Source organism: Veillonella parvula, assembly GCF_047241225.1.
In the GTDB taxonomy this organism is placed as follows: Bacteria; Bacillota; Negativicutes; order Veillonellales; family Veillonellaceae; genus Veillonella; species Veillonella parvula_O.
This window is the reverse complement of record NZ_JBKTIE010000002.1, coordinates 542,509-562,672: the sequence shown is the minus strand read 5'-3', so window position 1 is coordinate 562,672 and position 20,164 is coordinate 542,509. Positions and strand designations below refer to the sequence as shown.

Sequence of the window (20,164 nt, the reverse complement as noted above, 5' to 3'; positions counted from 1 at the left end):
AGATAGTTGGTAATTCCCGTCGTTTTAATTAAAATATAGACTAACAATTATAAAATTTCATTTTTTATAGAGAGTAGTAAGCTAATCATTGTACCTAACATAATCCAATATAAATACAATTGCATTGTCGTACCAGCTATAAAGGATACCATTAAACCAAAATATCCGACAACTAAGGAAAATACCTTCCAAAATAACTCTTGATCAATATGTAACCATTTCTTATATAAACCTAAAAGCTGACAAATTATATAACCAGAAGGTATTAAAAACCCTATTAAACCTAGAGTTCCATAAACAGCAAATTGATGCGGATACTCACTAATTACGGGGAAGCTAGATTTAAAAATTCCATTCTCATTTTGAGATTGTATCCATAATTTTACTTCAGCATTATGTTTTAGACTATCTGGAATATTAGAAATAACATACGCCTGTTTTAAATCGTTTCCACCAACACCTAAAATAGGATATTCTTTACCAATATTATAGTCTACACGCATCATTCCAAATCTCTGCTGATTACTACCATTACTTGTGGATGCTATAGCAGACATATCAACTACTTCATTTTGTAAATCTTTCAACGGAATTAAGTGACCATCTTCTATATTTAAAGTTAATTTATTTGCACCTTGACCTGCTAATTCTCCCGTTTCATAAGGTCCAAACTTTTGTAACTCAATAACTACATTAGAATATTTCTCATAGTCACTTAATTTAGGTAGATCAATAGTTAAAACGGCTGTATCACCTTTTCTCATAGTTTGAGGAATTGTGACATTAACGCGCCCAAAACTATTCCATTGTTTATCATACCAAGCTGCTGTTAATTGATAGTTCTCAACATCATTCCAAGTCATCCAACCCGTATTTTCAATTTTTAAAGTGATAATATGATTATCTTGAATATTAGTAACATCATAATCTATACTATATCGATCTCTTAAAACTGAATTACAGCCTAATCCAATTATAACAGCACATAAAATCCAGATACCATTCTTAATTACTTTCTTAAAATATGTTTTAGAAGTTAACTTTCTAAATTGAATAAGCAATAATAAACTGGCAAGGGCACATTCAGCTATTAAAATACCAATCGCCGTTTTTGAGTTAGTTGTTAACATCATAATGATTAATATAACAGGTAATAATTTCCATAACCAATTCGATGTTTTTTTAACCATTGCATAATATATAGAAACTGGTATAGCAATCGATAAATAGGTAGATAAATACGCTGGTTCCGCAAATAGAGAGCGAACTCTATTACCATAAAATAAAGGCGGCCACCAATTGTGGGACGATGCAACATCATAAAACAATGGATTTATTTTAGTCAATATAATTGATGCCCATATCCCACCAAATAGATGTACATATTCGACTATGGAATATATGGTACATAATAAGGCTCCACCAATAATGCCTTTATAAAAATATTTAAAAACATTCTCTTTACATCGTATATATAAAGATATAATCCATAAAGAACACCCATAAGTGGTCAAAAAATTAAACATTAATTTGATAATAATTTTAATTGAAAGCCAAATTATTCCTATAATATTACTATCTTGATTCAAAATACTATCACTATTAGGAATTAATGATACAAGTTTTACTAACTTTTCAAATTGATCAATGTTAATGCTACTCCAATATGGAAATACCAAAAGCCCATTAACAGTAGAGAAAAATTGTACAACAAATAAAGAAATAACAAAATATACATATTTTTTAGGAATCCATGTTGTTCTCTTTTTAAATGCCTGGTAAAAATAACATCCGATTCCCAATATAATCGGATATATAGATAATTTACTACCCATATCCAAAACAGGAACTGTCATAAACTTATGAATAACATGAAATGGAATAAATACAATGGCTAGCATAAAACAAAATAGTTCGAACTTACCTAAACTAATATTATTTATACAATTTATGCCTCTCATTCAATCCTCCGTCTATAATAGTATATCTATAAACGTCTTAATAAACGTCTTAATAAACGTATAAATAATAACCCTAATTTATACCTAATTCTTAATAGGCTATATACACCCAAATTAATTGATGCTAATAATTGTGGGTATAATTTTCTTAAATCTTTATCTATATCTATTAATAAATAATCTTTATCTGTATTAGTAAAATTAGAATACCAATAAAATAATAATTTATAACGACTACTCAACAATCTAAAAAGTAAGTTTTGTCTATAACCATTAGTATAATGAGTATCATTATACAATTTAAAAAGACGCTTTAATATACAAATATAATCCTCTATATGTTTATAAATGCCATTCCAACTAACACTTTGAGTCAGTTGATCTAAACGATATTGATATACTACATCTTCTAAGAATACTACAGAATCAATTATGCTAAATATAAAATACACAAATTCTGTATCAACATAGAAACAATGTTCAGAAATTGATTGATTTACCTTTTTATATTGCTCTAGCTTTACACATATAGAATGCATAGGCATATAATCAAATTCACTTAAATCATTTATAGTATATAAAGTATTAAATTTTAAATTACGCCTTACATTTATAAGACTTATTCGATCATTATAAACCTCATTATATGGATTAATAACTAAATCAACATCAGCATTTTCTAGATACGTAACTAATTGATCTAATGCATTTGGATTTACCCAATCATCACCATCAAGAACTTTATAATACTTACCTTTTGCAACCTTTAACGATGCGTTAATAGTAGATCCATGCCCACCATTTTCTTTAGCAATAAGTGTAATTATATTTGGAAACTTTTGTACATAAGATGTAACTAAATCAACAGTTTGATCAGATGACCCATCGTCAACTACAATGATATCTAATTTATCAAAATATCTACATTCACAAAGCGAATCTAAGCATTTCTTTATAACATTTTCAACATTATATGCTGCTATAGAAATGGATAAAATTTTCTCACTCATATTTACTAATATCCCTTATCACTTGACTATAAACTAATTGAATATTTTCTACAGTTTTATTCGTGGTAAATCTAGAAAATGCAATTTTCTGTCCTTTTTTAGCATATGAAGTATATACTTGATTGTGAGAATTACTTAAAATAGATTCTAATAAATATTCTAGCTTACTCATATGGCCCAAAGGATATAATAAACCAGTTACACCAGATTCAATTATTTCATTAGACGCATTATTCTCACTAACTGAACTAATAACTAAACATCCATGAAGCATTGCTTCAATTAAAGTTCTCCCAAATGCTTCCGATTTAGAACAAGAAACCACAACATCGACCGTATCTAAGATTACATGTAAATCAGATCTTCTACCATAAAAGGATACATATGAACCCATATTATGATATTTAACATATTCCTCTAATTCTGACCTCAATTCACCATCCCCAATTATATGAAGGTGAAAATTGGTAACTCTTTTTCTAAGTAAATTATGTAAAGTTTCTATCAATTCAATCTGATTTTTATTTCGATTTAAATGTCCTACAATAGCAATATTTACTAAATCATTAGTTAATATAGGGCGAACTTTATAAAAACTGGTATCAATACCATCGTATATGACTACACATCTCGTTGTATCAATATATTTTGTATACATTGATTGTATATAATTGGACACAAAAATTATACGGTTACTACTATTAATCAATTTATATCCCAATCTATTATTAAATAGTTTAGATGAAAAAGCATGTTCAATATCTTCCCTTATGTGCCAAACTAGCGACTTTTTCATAATTTTGCTAGCCACCGCACCAACATAAGTAAAGATAGTATTATTATGAACTATATCAATCTTATGTTTATAAATATAAAAGCATAAATACAAAACCGATATAACATTTAATAGTAACCCTATCCCCTTTATACAATATTTAACTATAAATTTAATTGATAAATTATTGTAAACAATCCAGCTCAATGTTGGAATAATCTTATAATTAATTTGATGCTCCTCTAATAAAGATATTCCATCACCATATTTTGGTAAAATTACAAATACGTTATAACCATATATAGTTTCTAAATTCACAGCCAATTCAACTAAACTAAGAAAAGCTCCAGATGTTTTGTTATTATCCGATGATACTAATAATATATTCATCTATTCTCTCCATTAGAGATGTATTCAATAGATGGTCTAAATGAAAAGCCCTGAATAGTTGATTTCCAAATTAATGATAATCTTTTATATTTATTATTCTTTGCATCTTTAATAACCTTTAAAGAATGAAATAATAATCTAACACATTCATAAAGGAACCCTTTTATTCCTTCTCGTTTATACAAGTACACATCATTTCGATATAAATATTTATACCGATCTAGTCTTTCTTCTACCTCTGTTGAAATATGTGCACCTATATTACTATTTGATTTATGAATAACCACGCTATTATTTACTACATAACATGGAATATGTCTTGATATTCTTCGTGTATATTCCCAATCATCTGTCCAAATGAAGAAATCTTTTATAGGTAAACCAAATTTCTTTACTACCTCTACAGGAATAAATAAAGAAACAAATGATGCCATAACACAAGGAACTAGTGGAGTTGAAAAATCTTTAATATTTTCAAACATAGTTTTCCTTTGTACATTCATTGTACAAATCGAATAATCCTTCCAAAGTACCTTGCTACTTAAGAACCCATAATTTTCATGTAAAGTCGTATCAGCATCAAAGAACTCTTTTAACGCTGAGTGTTCGGGCATACAATCATCGTCCATTATCCATAAATATTTATATTGTTTTTTTGCAGCATAGCTTATCCCAAAATTAAAGCCTCCTGCACCACCCAAATTAGAACCAGTATTAATATAAATAATAGATTTATCCAAGATATATGGTTGTAATGCAGATTCAGTTCCATCTGTACTAGCATTATCTATAATAATAATATCTAGTTTATCCGACTCACTCTGTTGCTTTAAACACTCTATATTTTCTAATAATAAGTTTTTTCGATTGTATGTGACAACAATAGCAGCTACTAATTTATCCATTATGACCCCCAAACTTTCTCTTTATAAAGTTTAATATTTTACCTAACCAATCCTGCCTTTCCATAAATGAAACAGGCACTTCACTATAAGAATAATTATGAGTTTCTAACCAGACATCTAATAAACGTTCACTTAAAAAGCCAAATAATCTTGGCTCTATACAATCTAATTTAGACTCTAAACTAAATAATACAGAGAATAACCACTCACAATATGCATCATATTTGTCTCGTTTCATAACAAACATATTAAACATATGTGCCCATTTTCTTTTTTTCAAATTTTCAAAAGCATCATAATAACTGGGATATTCATTTCGTATAATCATTTCTAATTCAATTAAGTCATGCTCATTATGAGCATGAATATATTGATTCCATATAGTCTCAATATAATAATGCCGTTTTTGAGATACAATAATATCCGTTTTAGACAGAATATCTTTATAATCTTTGTATGAAAAGATATCTTTACGATTACCTTGAATAAAAAAAGGTTTATTTCTAGACATAAAATATCTACGATAATGGCATAACCCTATATAATCCGCATCAAGATTTTTCCAAGCCCAGTATAATGCTGTTAGTTCACAATAATTAGGATTTTTTAAGGATATATTATTCCCCGTATTATCACCAATATACCCTAGATCTTCTTTACCTTCTCGACCTACATGAATAGGTATATATACAGAATCCTCTGGCATCCAATATTTTTTATGGGTGGCTACTAAAATCTTAATGTTCACAGTACTCTCCTACATGAATGTTGATTCTCAAATCTATACCTACGATAGAAACAGCGATTATGCTAATTCTTTTTCAACCAATGCTAAAGCACTAGCAATGACCTTATCCATATCGTAATATTTATATTCCCCTAAACGACCACCAAAGATAACATTGGAAATCGTTTCGGCCTTTTTAACGTATTTAGCGTAAAGATCTAAATTCTTCACGTCATTTACTGGATAATACGCTTCTTCACCGATTTTCCAGTCTTTTGGATATTCTTTTGTTACATATGTAACAGGCTGTGTACCAAATTCAAAATGCTTATGTTCAATGATACGAGTATACGGAATCTCTCCTTCCGTATAATTCACCACCGCAACGCCTTGATGGTTTTCTTCTTCGAGACGTTCTGTTTCAAAGTGAAGACCACGATATTCTAATACCCCTTCAGAATAACCAAAGTATTCATCTATAGGGCCTGTGTAGATAATCTTATCTGCCAAAGATTCGTATTCGTTCCGATGTTTAAGGAAGTCTACACCTAAGCGGACTTCAATGCCTTCTAACATACGTTCAATCATCTTGGTATAACCACCCATAGGAATACCTTGGAAGCGATCATTAAAATAGTTATTATCATATGTATAACGCACAGGTAATCGTTTAATAATGAAAGCTGGTAACTCTGTACATTTACGGCCCCATTGTTTTTCCGTATACCCTTTAATGAGCTTTTCGTAAATATCAGTACCTACGAGGCTGATGGCTTGCTCCTCCAAATTCTTAGGTTCCCCTGAGATGGCAGCTCGTTGTTTAGTAATAATATCTTGTGCCTCTTTTGGAGTTCGAATATTCCACATTTTAGAGAATGTATTCATATTGAACGGCAAATTGTACATCTCGCCTTTATAGTTTGCCACAGGACTATTTACATAATGATTAAACTCAGCAAATTGATTGACATAATCCCACACATGTTTCAAGGATGTGTGGAAAATATGAGCACCATAGACGTGAATATTGACATCATCTTTGCTTTCACAATATAGATTACCTGCTATGTGATTGCGACGGTCGATGACAAGTACAGATTTACCACGCTTGTGCGCTTCATGAGCAAATACAGCACCAAATGGGCCTGCCCCAACTACTAAATAATCGTATTTCATTAATAGGCCCCTTTCGATTTAGCAACAGCCAATACAGTTTTCAACAGATATACAATATCGATCCATACAGACCAATTATGCACATACCAAGAATCCATGAGAACTCGTTCTTCATAAGTGGTATCACTGCGACCACTTACTTGCCAAACACCAGTAATCCCTGGTGGTACAAGGTAAAAGTCATTAATATAATCGCCGTATTTTACAATTTCATCTCGAACAATAGGTCGTGGACCTACGAGGCTCATGTCCCCAACAAGAACATTCCACAACTGTGGCAATTCATCAAGACTTGTCTTTCGAAGGAATTTTCCGATTCTTGTAACGCGAGGATCATCTTTCAATTTAAAATCTCGTTCCCATTCTTCACGAGCAGCAGGATTATCCTTTAAATATTGCTCCAAAGCCTCTTGTGCATTGGGCACCATGGATCGGAATTTGTAACAAGAAAATGATTTCCCACCCTGTCCAACACGTTTATGACCAAATACGATGGGTCCTGGAGAGTCCAAGTAAATCAATATAGCAATGATAGCGAGAATCGGTAAAATCAAAATGCCACCACATACAGTAGCTACAATATCAAAAATACGTTTAAAAACACGATTAGACTTGCGTGCTAGGTTATTTTGCACACGCAATACGACGGCTTGTTCTTCCATCATGCCACGTGCTGTAATATTACTGGCTGGTAAACCGAATAATTCAGGAACAAAGGCCACACGTTTTACTAATACTTGTAATCGATTAATTAGGGATACTAATTTTTTGGACTCAAGTCCGGGAGCACAAATAAGCACTGTTTGGACTCCTGTATCTTTAATAACGCTTTCTACATCTTTAAAAGCTCCAAGGCATGGGTATTCTTTAGCAATGGATGATGATTTAGGATTATCATCTACATAACCAATAATCTTATAGGTAGTGATCGGCATACGATCTAAAGCCCTCTTTACAAGTTCCGCAGTCTTCCCCGCCCCAACGAGAAGAATTGGAATTGTTAAATATCCTGTTTTTGAAAGTATTTTTCCTACAATAAAACGCTCGCTAAAGATAAATACGAACATACATATATAAGCAAAGGCAACAAATAGACGAGACACATCATTAATTACATGGCCTGTGTACATTAGAACAATCGATACGACAACCCCTATGGTAATGCTGCGAAATAAGTTTTTCATCGTATCCCAATAAGGTGTTACCACAGAATAAGCATTATTAAGCAATAATATAGTTAAAAATACGATAGGCACAATACCATATACGTAAATTTCTTCTACCTTAAAATTTGAACTTACCGGTAAAATCGATAAGTTTAAACGCAAATAATAGGCTGCTAATGTCCCCAAAACAATAGCAATATAATCTGCTATAAGTACTATGAGCTTACTTATAAATAACTTTTTATTATTGTTATTACAAATAGAACGATTCATACTAATACTCCAATTATAAGAAAAGGTTGTTTTCTCAATCTCAAAATATTAAGAAAACAACCTCTCTATCATACGAATACAATGTACCAATATTTACATATATTGTATCATATTTAAATATGTAAAACTATAAAAAACATAGATTTCACCTATCTTTTATGTAGTTATTTATTCTTTAAGTCTATTTGACTCCTACTTAATTGTCTATTAAATGGTAGTTAAATGCTTTCCAATACAGATATACGATTCTCAATTATCCCGCAATTGAAGCATCGTAGCTAACATAAAATACATAATGCGTATTCCTGATGAATTATCTAAAGTATACTCCACTTGGCCAAATACAAATACATAACAAATAACAGCAATCATAGCACAGAGACTATAAGGATCTCGGTTCTTAAACCAAACCACAAAATTATCAACAACAATAGATCCATAAAAGATGAGAACCCCTAATAGACCTAACAGGCCTACTTCACCTAAAAGTTGAATAAAATTATTGTGTGCATGATATAAATGCTGATTTTCCGTTGGTAATCGATAGGATGCTTCATATATAGTTCGCCATTGTCCTATACCTACACCTGTCACAGGATGATCTTTAAACATATTAATGGATGATATCCACACATCAAAACGACCTAAGTTAGAAGCATCTGTGGTCGTATTGGTAATGGACTCAAATCTGGCTACATATTGTGGTTGAGTGCTAAATCCCCATACAACTCCACCTAATACAACAAGAACAGCAACTACACACCCAAATCGTTTTAGTATATATGGCAAGGATACGATAGGCACCATAATCATATTAAAGAGCCAGGAACCCCTACTTTGATTGCCATACATACCAAAGCCAACACAGCCTAGTGCCCATAAAGCGGATGCTTTCACATAGCTAGGAAAGGCCGAATCTAATAAAATGACGCAGAAAATTGGTACTAGCATAACCATGAGGCCTGATATGGTCAACACGCTACTGCCAAATCCCCAGCCTCTATCGGTCATTCCTGAAACGTGTTGATAAAAGGCTACTAAATTATCGATACCAAAATCCACAAAAAATACGGCAAGCATTGTAAATAATGTTTTCTTATCACGAATACACAGGGCGATAACGAAAAATACAGGAATCCGCCACAGCCAAACATTGATAAATTCAGGTAATCCTACAGCTATATTGTTCGTTAGTACTGCGGAAGGCAATAACAATAACAACATTAGAGCAAACGTTTTACTATATTTTTTAACATAGGACGGAACATATAGGTCATGCCTATGTTTCCAAATATAGAAAATACTTAACAAAATGGCAATAACATAAAATACTTGACCAGCTGCCATGGATAGCCTTGTAAAGCATGCCATCAACGTAATCATAATGGCAATCCACGACTCTAATCTTACACTTGATAATACCCCCATGTTCATTCTCCCTTACATATAAACTACAAACCTTACATAGCACCCCTTATACATGTATGATAGATTGAATCAATGCACGATGACTGTAATCCTCATTTGCATTCATTAAACCCTGATTATATTGCTCTTTATGATGCTGTAAATTCTCTACAAACGTTTGAATCCCCTGTCTGATGGAATGTACATCATCTAAATTTAAAAATTCCCCAATGGAATACTGTTCTAATACCTCGGGATTAATTTCTGGAGATATAAGAACAGGTTTGTGAAAGCCAATAGCCGTAAATAGCATAGCTGCCCAGTGATACCGATATCGCTCAGCCCCATAGGGCAATAATAGAGCATCTACACTCATTAAGGCTGTATCCCAGTCTTTCCCTATCAGACTGGCATGGATGAATTTAATATTACTATACTGGTTATATTTCTTGATGATAGACTCAAATAATATCCCATCTTCAGGCTTTACCGTTGCCCCTTGAACAACGAGTTGTACCGAGTCATCATAATTAAGCGATACAAAGGCATCTATAAAGCGCTCAATGTTTTTCTCTTTTCTAAACTGACCAAAGAAGCCTAATTTTATCGGTTTATTCGTTGATATAGGAGACTCCAAATTAGTACCTATACAAGTTGTAGAGTTCTCATCTTTTTTGTCTTGTATACTAGTATTGCCTTGTGTAGCACAATTTCCTTGTTCTCCACTCAATTCACTAGATGGCAAGAACACAGGAGGCAAGATTTTACGAACTCTCGGTAAATCAGGGCGCAACATATCATCGCGCAAAGAGATAACATCGAGGTACACGTTTTTATACGCATTAGCACGATGAGCTTGCTTAATAAAGCGATCCATCTCTTTCTTGCCAATGCCATGAAAGATAACATGTACTGCTGCCTTACTGTCCTTTAATGGCGTGTCTAACAAAGCTTTAATATAACGATATGTCCCTGTGGGAATGATTAAAGCATCTATATTATGTTCTTTAATTTTTTCTGCTGCTGATGTGAACCAACTGCGGCGACGGCGTTCTCGTAAAATGGATAAAAACGGCTTCTTCCACTTAGACGCTCCCGCATAGGTCACTACTTCTCCCCCTTCTAAGTACACTATATCTACTCCATAGTCTACTTTGAAAGGAAAGTTCTCCGGTACGAATAGTACTGGCTCATGACCTTGACGCTTCAGTTCATTGATGAGGATCCGATCAAACTCCACCTCATGACCAGCAGGCATGACAATACTTTCTAAAATTGCTACGCGCATAGCACACCTCTAGGCCCTTACGTACGGTTTTATGTTTTCTTGAATCATAGCTTCATACTCATCTAAAAGGGCATAGCGATTGCGATATTGGCTACGTTTTTGTGATTTAATCTCTTCCATAGGTTTGCGTTCTTCTTCAAGTGGAATGGTGAAGTAATTTGGATCGGATTCCAATACGGTACCGCCGATATCCTCCCACAAAGTATCTAATATGGCCACCTTTGCTTTATTACCGCGCACCATATGTGAATTTGCATAGAAACCTTCATCAGATACGGCAAGTATGGATTCTACTTGCGCAGCACGACCGATTTCACGAATCAAGAAGGTAATGAAGTTCTTCGGACGGTAACCATACATCTTTTTCGTAATCTTCTTAGCTCGCTCAAGCCCATCTTTATAACCTTGAATCGTACCGATAACAAGAGTTCTCTCTCCATTAGGGCCCTTAGCAAAGCGAATATTTGCATGATACACACCCTTATTTTCGAGCAAGAGCATAACCGTCAAGAAGCCTTCCTTACGTTGTCCTGGCTCGTAATAGAGATAAGCAGACATATCGAGCTCATCGGAACTCCAAAGGGTAATACCCCGTTTTTTATCGAAATAATCAAACTCTGCTTCGTCTACATACATGAGCTGAATCGCTTCATCCGTAAACACCTCTTGTAAGATGGTGAAATGCTGACAGAGGGCTTCCAAGCGCCACTGAGGTGTAGAATTTTTAATCAAAAACATACGGCTCATCAATTCATAAAGACTTGGATGTTTTTGCAACAGCTTTGGATCTGCCGTATAGGACTTAAAGAAATTTTCAAATTCAGTAACCGTTGAGTCATGACGACAAGAGCGCATTGTATGTAAGAAGGTGCGTCTCGTTTCACGCCATGTGCGTTTACCATATATAGTACGGCCTATGTGCCAATGTTTTCCAAAATTGCCTAACATAATGCTCCCTCTATTACAATTTTCCCTTGGATTTTAGTAAATAGTAAAACTTCACATATTTAGTCATTGTGTAAAAGTAGTGATTAACGGACAAAATAAAGCCCATCTTCCCATCGAGAATACCACCTTGTAAGAAGTACACCTTGATGAAAGCCCAGGTAGGACGCAAAATTATATCCTTGATAAAAGAACAGCTTTTACCATTATCACGATATTTTTCAGCAGATAATGTGGTATAGTTGTTGAATTTATTGAAATATTGATGCCAATTATCGTAGGTGTAATGGTACATGGGATGTTGTAATTTTTCTGTTGGATACGGCGTAATTATAGCAGGATGCACATAGCCTTCTACATAGCTGCCCTCTTTAGGCATGAGGCGAAGTACATAGTCCGGACGTAATACGCCGTGCGTGGCGTGGTTATGATGGAATTTATTACGTCGTTGAATCCAATACGCTTTATTAGGTTCATTTACAACGATAGCTTGAATTTCTTTTGCTAGAGGCTCAGAAATGCGCTCATCCGCATCAAGAAATAAGATCCAATCGGATGTAGCTTGTTCAATGCCAAATGTCTGCTGCGCACCCCAATCGCCATTCATGGCGTGTTGCACAACACGAGCACCCATTTCTTCGGCAATTTTTATGGTATCATCGGTGCTGAAATCATCGATAACTAAAACTTCATCGGCAAACTGCACTGACTCAATGCAGTCATGAATATTGTGTTCTTCATTTCTCGCTAAGATTATTACAGATACAGTTGCCATAGATTTACCTTTCACTTACGAACGTACTTGTTTTGCTAAATACGATAAATGAGCCCCTATTTTATGAATCCAATCGGCACGACCAAAAGACCATAAAAAAAGCTTATATTTAGAATTTAATAGTTTGTAGGATGCATCATTACGATAAGTTTCAATCATTTTTTTGCACTTATCGTAATACACTTGATTACCCATTGGTTTTGCATAATAAGCCGTTAAACAGGATAATACAGCTTTCATCAATAAGCTATTACAATCATCAACATATGGTAATTGATGATCTATAGCGTATTGCAAACGTTCCTCGTAACCAAGCACAAAATCCCATCGAGATTTAGCATCAAAAGAGGTTTGAGTTATGGAATTTGGATTGAGTCGATAGTAATAGTAACAACGATTGATATGACCCACCCGACTAGCATTGGCCACATAGAGATAGGATGTAGCAGTATCCTCAAATTTTCGACCTACAGGAAACCGCACATCGCCAATAGCACTGCGTTTATATAACTTACTCCAAGCAGCCACAAAACAATCATGCATGGCTAATCGCAAGGCATCCTCTTTATTATAAATTTCTAATTGTCCATCATTACAACCTTCGATAATATCGCCACTTTTATCTCTGAAAGCAGTAAACTCGATAATATCAAGATCATATTCTTTTAGGAGCTGTAACATATCTTCATAGAGGGTAAGCCCAATGTAATCATCGGAGTCTACAAAGGAAATATAGTCACCATTAGCCGCTTCTATCCCCGTATTGCGAGCTGCACTGAGACCACCATTTTCTTGATGGATAACCTTGATGCGTTCATCATAGGCTGCATATTGATCGCAAATATCACCGCTCATATCTTTAGAGCCATCATCCACTAAGATGATTTCTAAATTCATATAGGTTTGGTTTTGAATGGATTCAATACATTCTGCAACATAAGATTCCACATTATAGACGGGTACAATGACCGAAATTAACTCCATTCCATGCTCCTCTTACACATGTACTAGCCAAACTAGTTTTACAAACTCTCAAACTTATATAGTTCGTTTTAGCTACATATCATTAGCTAAAATGTTCCTCACTTAATGTTATTTCCATGTTTAATGCGCCATGCCGCAAGTTCACGCATGTTTTTAATCATATCCCCATAGGATTGAGGCATGCTCGCACTTTGTTCTAACACTTTGCCACTTTTATCGAGATATAGTCTATGATTAAATACAAATTCCTCTTGTGTAAACAAGCTTGGTACCATCGCTTCATAGGTTTGACCAGGTCGGCCTACCAATTCCGCCAAGGTTGGAATGATTTGAATGCTCATACCGAACGCATTAGGTGCAAGCCAATCTTTATGAATGCCGTGACCATAAAAAATAATCGGAATAGTAGATGCCACATTAGGACCTACTTCACGAGCAAAGTTAAAGCGTTCGCTATGGTCACCTGTAATGACGAAGAGTGCAGACGGATCTGCTGTTTCTTCGCGAGCGATAAAATTACCCATTACATGGTCTGCGTACCAAATATGGCCCATTTCGTTCAATTGCTTATCGTTTTCTTCGATAGAATCTGGCAAATGGCCTTTTACCTTATTCACATCGTAGCCTTCCTTAGCCACATTGATGCTATACGGCGGATGATTAGAGGTAGTCATAATCACATTGAGGATTTTTTCCCCTCTATGCTGATCCATGTAGGCAGAAATAGCTTTAAACAAGTCTTTATCGCCTACGCCCCAAGCATTGCCGTCTTCGCTTGGCATTTCGGAGGCATCGTGGAATTCATCGAAACCTTGAGATAAAACAAAGTTTTTAACATTTTGCCATGTGTTAAAACCACCATACCAGAATACAGTCTTGTAGCCTAGCTTTTTCATAACAGGACCAATGCCTAAACCGTAAGGTTCTTTGAAACTTTCACCTTCATAGTTAGGATATAGCCCTGTATCAGGCATCCCTGTCAACAAACCATTGATGGCCGGCATCGTGCCTGTGCCTTGGGCAAGGGCTAGCTGCGTGCTCATCGCATGAGGGCTGGCAGCGTATTTACGACCTTGCTCAACGAGGTACGCACCAGGATCGTTATATTCAGCGAGGAACGGCCACAAGCCATAGGATTCTCCAAGAACGAGATTTATGGACTGCGGTTGATCCGCTAATCGTTGTGTCGTAATGGTTCTCGTGAAAGAACCGTCAAAATTTGTACCGTTAAACTTACCACCAACGGCAGTGATTTTTTCATTTAACTCTTGAGGCGTTAAGTTAATGACCTCAAGCTCAGCCGTCCGTTTCGCAATGCTTTTAACACGATAGAGAGCCTGTACATCATCGAGGATATTTTCGTTTAACAGATTGGAACTAAGACGGGCCGCACTTTCCCAGTTGATAGAATTTGTATAACTGAAAGCACCGCCAAATCTAAAGAATAGACCTAATACGCCAATAGCGACAGTCAATCCAATGCCCGTCATCCATTGTGTTTTCTTCGTCTTAGGATACCAAGTAGTACAAAGTCGTTGATGATCTGCAGAATCACTATTTCTTAGATTATCCGCATCATCACCATTCCTTAGGTCAACAACGTAGTCACTATATTTCTTCGTGTTCCACGCTAAAAAACGAACTAGGAACCAACAAAGAGCTGCACTCAATACAACGGCCCCAATAATGTACATGAGGGCATTATATTCGTTGATAGCTGTATTTACAATGGCGCCGATATCATCGTTTTTACCATTGATGAGCATCGCGTTGTAGGAAGAGTTGAAAATTTTATAGAATGGAATGCGTCCCAAAAATAGGAAAGTCAACAATATAGTCGCAATAGAATAGATCACCTGTTTAATGCGCAAGGACGGCCATTTTGGTGCAAAGGTATGTACCAACGTCCCCCCTAAAAAGCCTAGTAAACACAAAGAACCGACGGTCTTGAGACTCAATCTAAATCCTAGCCATAAGGACGTGAGGATATTCTCCATCGTCACAGAAGCTAGTTGTGATTGAAATACTGCAAGAAACACGATTCTAAATGCAGTCAACAAAGCAGAGAAAAAGATAAATACCTTAATCTCTGTTCGTATGCCTTCAAATAATCGCTGCCATCGGTTCATCATTAACCCCTAACTGTTGAATCTTATAACCTAATTGGTATATCACATAATCCAACTATATTGTTACAAACGTAACAAAACTACATAACTATACTGCCTAAATGAGTAATAAAATTTATAAACTATATATATGCTATATATATGCTACGTAATATACTACATATATCCTACGTAATATGTACGTAATATTCTACTAATTACATAACTATAATTATTTCGGATATTTCTTACATTTAGGACCTTTACATCGTTTGCATTTACCGCATCCACGGTCGATAGTCTCAGCACCTGCTGATTTCTTTGCACTAGCACTCTCCTTGACCATCTTTTCAGAGGCCTTACTATTCCATACGGAAACTATCGATTCTGCTTTTTTGCGGATTCATCTTTTTTGGATTTTTGATCCTTTTTCTTGTCTTTCTTCTTATCTTTTTTCTTGAAAGTATACGCTAAGAAGACTGTTTTTAACTTATCGTTTAAGATTTTAAGCTTCTTTTCAGCCTTGTCTTTCTTTTTCTTTAACTTTTCTTCGGCTTTATAAAGCTTATCTTCTTTATGCTTCTTGTGTTTTTTATCTTTCTTATCTTCTTTAGACTTCTTATCTTTCTTAGATTTCTTCTCTTCCTTGGAATTTTTGTCTTCTTTAGATTTCTTATCCTCTTTAACTTTTTTGTCTTCCTTGGATTTTTTATCGTCCTTAGATTTCTTGTCCTCAGAACCGTTGATACGCGCCCATTCATCGTCAACGCGTTTTAACTTCTTTTTAAGAAGCTTTTCCATCTTCTTATTTGTTTTATCAGATTCTAAACCGGCTTTACCAAATAACAAAGCATTCACCGCCGTGTATGGATCGATAGACGACATATCCTCATCATCCACTTTAGCTTCCTCTGATTTCTTATCTTTCGAAAATTCATCAAGACCATCTACATTTAACTCTTCATTTTCATTTAAATGATGAATTGCTAAGCTTTCAACGCCTTCTAATGGTTTTACATCAAGGTGCTCAATCGCAGTATCTTCAAAATCTGCCATTTCCTTACCAGAACTTTCACCGAAACCAGTAAAGAGACCACCTATAGATTTTAATTCATTCAATTTAATATGATTCATACCCACCGTAGAATCATGATGCACAGGAACGTCAGATAATTGTACCTGTTCCATAGCATATGCGTCATCACTGTGACTAGCACCCTTGCCAAGTCCAGACGTATTAGAAATGACAATATCTTCCTTATCGTCGCCTAGCACATCGCCAAATAAATCTTCTTCTAAAGATTCGTAAGAATGCAATAAGGCCATACGTTTTTGAACATCTTCAATTTGATTCCACAAATCAACGAGAGAAGATGTATAATACACCCGTTCCTTTACCTCTAAATAAGCTTGGTAAACGATAGCCAATTCGGACTCATTAAGACCTTCCTCTGCACCAATTTCTTCAATCATTTGTTGAATCTGTTGATCTCGGTCATATCGTTTAATTAAAGCTTTACGAATGCGTTCAATCAACATTGTATCAATGAGTTCCATATGCACCTCCTGTATTCAATACACTCAGTCCTATCCGCTACATTAGCGTATACGAATCAATGTATAGAACCATAAAAATAAATTGATTTTATAATCTCTAATATATTATTATAGCAGAATTTATCTGCTTTTTCCTTAATAATATGTGTAAAAGTTCCTTAAAATAGAATAAAACCTCAATTTGAATACGTTCCAAATAGTATGCATTTCATACTACTAAAGCACTATTCAAATCGAGGTTATTTAATCAAATTTATATACATTATATTCATATACAAACTTACTATATTAAAGTCTGATATTTATATGTTACATTAATCCAATATTTATTAATTAGTTTAATATTTATCGCATCAGTCTAATATTTATTGCATCCATCGGATTTTTAACTGTTACATCAAAATATATCAAATTGTTACATAAAGGTCTTAAATTACTGTACTAAAACAAGTTAACTGAATAGACGAGAATTCGTTCTTTTGCATCGCTTGCTTCAAAGAGATCACTACAATCAATAGGTTCCTCTTGTTCCAAGCGCACATGGTTATTTAAAAAGTTCTCCACCTCTTCATTAACATAGTAGAAAAATAACTTAATCTCCCGAGGATTATGATATAGCGAATCAAAGATATTTCCTAGTACCCGCTTAATCGTATGGAGTGCAAAGGGATTAAAGAAAAAGCATCGATCCGCCTGATCCGGTAACTCGTAGAGAGCCGCATCACCGAGGACAAAAGACACGCGATTGCGCGCTGCTGGACTTTCACCATTAATCAAAGCCTTTTTATATAGCCGTTCATCATATTCGATGCCTATAGAATGACAGCCCGTTTGGTAAGCAATGAAAATACTAACTCTCCCCTTGCCACTGCCATAGTCAATGAGAGTATGTTTCTTGCGAATATGACCACTATTTGCCAAACGCTCCAGCACGCAATAATCCGTCGGCTCATACGGATGATGCTCCGTATCGGAACGACTATCGTCGCGGCCTGCTGTTCTAATTTGTAATACATTTTCCCATTCTTGCTCTATTGCCATCTATGTAATCCTATCATGAAGCCTCAATTATATGACCTAAAATTTAATACTAATTTTAATTTCTATACATACTATACCCTTATTAGGGTACTAGTTACAAATTAAAATCAATCATATTATAGTAGACAACAAAGGAAATACATATTTTTGTAGTATTTAATGCATACAAAAGGAAAAATGAAAGCAGCAACCCTCCTTTTTCTGTGCTAAAAACACTTATTAATGCCGATATGGTATACTAGGAGTAATATTTCTATTATTCTCACGTGCAGAATTGTATGTCATTAAAAAGGAGTATTTACTTACATGGACAGTGATCTGACCTTAGATTTTATAATTATCATCGTATTAATCATCGCGAATGGTTTATTCTCTATGACGGAGTTAGCCATCGTGAATGCGAAAAAACGTAAACTTGAAGAGTTGGCTGAAGCAGGTAATGAACGCGCGAAAAAGGCCTTTGAATTGGCAGAGAACCCAAATGATATGTTCTCCACGATTCAAATTGGCATTACCCTCGTTGGTATTTTAACTGGTTTGTATTCTGGTGCCACCTTCTCTGGTCCATTAGAAGAAATTTTAGTATCAAATATTCCAAGCATCGAACCATACGCAGCCTCTGTGAGCTCCTTCATTATCGTTGCCATCATTACCTATTTATCCCTCGTTATCGGCGAACTCGTGCCTAAACGCTTGGCCTTAAATAGCCCTGAAAGCATTGCCGTTGTAGTAGCAAAACCAATTTACTGGCTATCTGTAGCGTTAAAACCAATCGTTAGCTTCCTCGGCATTTCCACAGAATTTCTGTTAAAAATATTAGGCGTTACTGTAAAAGAAGAAGCTCCTGTTACAGAATCTGAAATTAATAAAATGCTTACCGAAGGCGTTGCCATGGGTGCTTACGAAGAGGAAGAACCTATCCTCGTAGAAAATATCTTCCATCTCGCAGATATGAACGCAGGTGATATAATGACGCCTCGTACACAGCTCAAATGGATTGATCTTAACGGTACGGAAGACGAAATCATGGAGGTCCTCAAGAATGCCAATCATTACCGCATTCCTGTAGGTACTGATTCCTTGGATGAATTAAAAGGCCTCGTTACCGTATCCGATGTATTAGTTCAAATTATGCAACGTCCTAGTAAAAGTTCCATTCACGATATCATCAAAGCTTGTTTGAAAGAACCTGTTCTCGTTCCTGAATCCATTTCACTCATGAAATTATTGAACGTCCTTCGTACTGAAGGCGTTCACGAATCCATTATCCTCGATGAGTACGGCGGTTTTACAGGTCTCGTAACCTTGCATGATATTATGGAAGAAATCGTAGGCCTTATGCCTTCTGGTGAAGACGAAATCAAAGAAGAAGAAAATAAAATCATCGAACGTGATGGTGCATGGCTCGTAGACGGTCTACTCGACGTAGATGAATTTAAAGAATTCTTTCACATCGATCAAGAATTACCAGGTGAAGAAGACGATTTGTACAAAACTATGGGCGGTCTCTTAAACGTCCTCTTCGGTCGCATTCCAAAAGAACTAGACAAGACAAAATGGGACGGCTACACCTTTGAAGTCATCGATATGGATCATACTCGTATTGATAAAATTCTTGTAACCTATGAAGAACCTATTGTAGAACAAGAAGAAGAAAAATAAAATTCAAACTATAC

General features: G+C 35.0%; 16 protein-coding genes. 1 reads left to right on the top strand and 15 read right to left on the bottom strand.

The features are described from left to right. Positions 1–47 precede the first annotated feature (47 nt). The 15 genes from ACLRYO_RS05985 to ACLRYO_RS05915 all read right to left on the bottom strand — a co-directional run bounded on the left by ACLRYO_RS05985 (position 48) and on the right by ACLRYO_RS05915 (position 18,488). Complete coding sequence (locus ACLRYO_RS05985; RefSeq protein ID WP_004698053.1) at positions 48–1,961, bottom strand: hypothetical protein; 1,914 nt, start codon at positions 1,959–1,961, stop codon at positions 48–50. A 26-nt stretch (positions 1,962–1,987) separates the two neighbouring features. Continuing rightward, entirely contained in the window at positions 1,988–2,971 is a 984-nt protein-coding gene (locus ACLRYO_RS05980) for a glycosyltransferase family 2 protein (RefSeq protein WP_004698029.1), read from the bottom strand. Further along, complete coding sequence (locus ACLRYO_RS05975) at positions 2,964–4,136, bottom strand: glycosyltransferase (RefSeq protein WP_004698039.1); 1,173 nt, start codon at positions 4,134–4,136, stop codon at positions 2,964–2,966. Before ACLRYO_RS05975 ends, ACLRYO_RS05980 begins: the two co-directional genes overlap by 8 nt. Further along, positions 4,133–5,041, bottom strand: coding sequence for a glycosyltransferase family 2 protein (locus ACLRYO_RS05970; RefSeq protein ID WP_004698023.1), 909 nt, complete (start codon positions 5,039–5,041; stop codon positions 4,133–4,135). The genes ACLRYO_RS05975 and ACLRYO_RS05970 overlap by 4 nt, the downstream gene beginning before the upstream one ends. Then, positions 5,034–5,789 (bottom strand): DUF4422 domain-containing protein, encoded by a 756-nt coding sequence (locus ACLRYO_RS05965; RefSeq protein WP_004698019.1) that lies wholly within the window; start codon positions 5,787–5,789, stop codon positions 5,034–5,036. The genes ACLRYO_RS05970 and ACLRYO_RS05965 overlap by 8 nt, the downstream gene beginning before the upstream one ends. A gap of 57 nt (positions 5,790–5,846) precedes the next feature. Next, entirely contained in the window at positions 5,847–6,944 is a 1,098-nt protein-coding gene (gene glf, locus ACLRYO_RS05960; protein ID WP_004698093.1) for a UDP-galactopyranose mutase, read from the bottom strand. Further along, the gene (gene wbaP / locus ACLRYO_RS05955) at positions 6,944–8,383 is read right to left on the bottom strand and encodes an undecaprenyl-phosphate galactose phosphotransferase WbaP (protein WP_004698041.1); all 1,440 of its coding nucleotides are present in this window, start codon (positions 8,381–8,383) and stop codon (positions 6,944–6,946) included. Before wbaP ends, glf begins: the two co-directional genes overlap by 1 nt. Before the next feature lie 249 nt (positions 8,384–8,632). Continuing rightward, the gene (locus ACLRYO_RS05950) at positions 8,633–9,811 is read right to left on the bottom strand and encodes an O-antigen ligase family protein (protein ID WP_004698081.1); all 1,179 of its coding nucleotides are present in this window, start codon (positions 9,809–9,811) and stop codon (positions 8,633–8,635) included. Positions 9,812–9,857: 46 nt separating this feature from the next. Then, positions 9,858–11,078, bottom strand: coding sequence for a glycosyltransferase (locus ACLRYO_RS05945; protein ID WP_004698020.1), 1,221 nt, complete (start codon positions 11,076–11,078; stop codon positions 9,858–9,860). A 9-nt stretch (positions 11,079–11,087) separates the two neighbouring features. Continuing rightward, positions 11,088–12,026 carry a VirK/YbjX family protein gene (locus ACLRYO_RS05940; protein ID WP_413084739.1) on the bottom strand — a complete coding sequence of 313 codons (939 nt, stop codon included), beginning with the start codon at positions 12,024–12,026 and terminating at the stop codon, positions 11,088–11,090. Positions 12,027–12,039: 13 nt separating this feature from the next. Beyond that, positions 12,040–12,798 (bottom strand): glycosyltransferase family 2 protein, encoded by a 759-nt coding sequence (locus ACLRYO_RS05935; protein ID WP_004698090.1) that lies wholly within the window; start codon positions 12,796–12,798, stop codon positions 12,040–12,042. A gap of 15 nt (positions 12,799–12,813) precedes the next feature. Then, the gene (locus ACLRYO_RS05930; RefSeq protein WP_004698048.1) at positions 12,814–13,782 is read right to left on the bottom strand and encodes a glycosyltransferase family 2 protein; all 969 of its coding nucleotides are present in this window, start codon (positions 13,780–13,782) and stop codon (positions 12,814–12,816) included. Positions 13,783–13,880: 98 nt separating this feature from the next. Continuing rightward, positions 13,881–15,914: an LTA synthase family protein gene (locus ACLRYO_RS05925; protein ID WP_004698035.1), complete on the bottom strand. Its 2,034-nt coding sequence runs from the start codon at positions 15,912–15,914 to the stop codon at positions 13,881–13,883. A 354-nt stretch (positions 15,915–16,268) separates the two neighbouring features. Then, positions 16,269–17,447, bottom strand: coding sequence for a hypothetical protein (locus ACLRYO_RS05920; protein ID WP_004698054.1), 1,179 nt, complete (start codon positions 17,445–17,447; stop codon positions 16,269–16,271). Between the two features lie 441 nt (positions 17,448–17,888). After that, a complete protein-coding gene (locus ACLRYO_RS05915) occupies positions 17,889–18,488 on the bottom strand; it encodes a class I SAM-dependent methyltransferase (protein WP_004698058.1) in 600 nt (199 codons plus the stop codon). A gap of 306 nt (positions 18,489–18,794) precedes the next feature. On the opposite strand from ACLRYO_RS05915, the gene ACLRYO_RS05910 reads away from it, so the two are divergent. Next, positions 18,795–20,150, top strand: coding sequence for a hemolysin family protein (locus ACLRYO_RS05910; protein ID WP_004698061.1), 1,356 nt, complete (start codon positions 18,795–18,797; stop codon positions 20,148–20,150). The last annotated feature ends 14 nt before the right edge of the window (positions 20,151–20,164 follow it).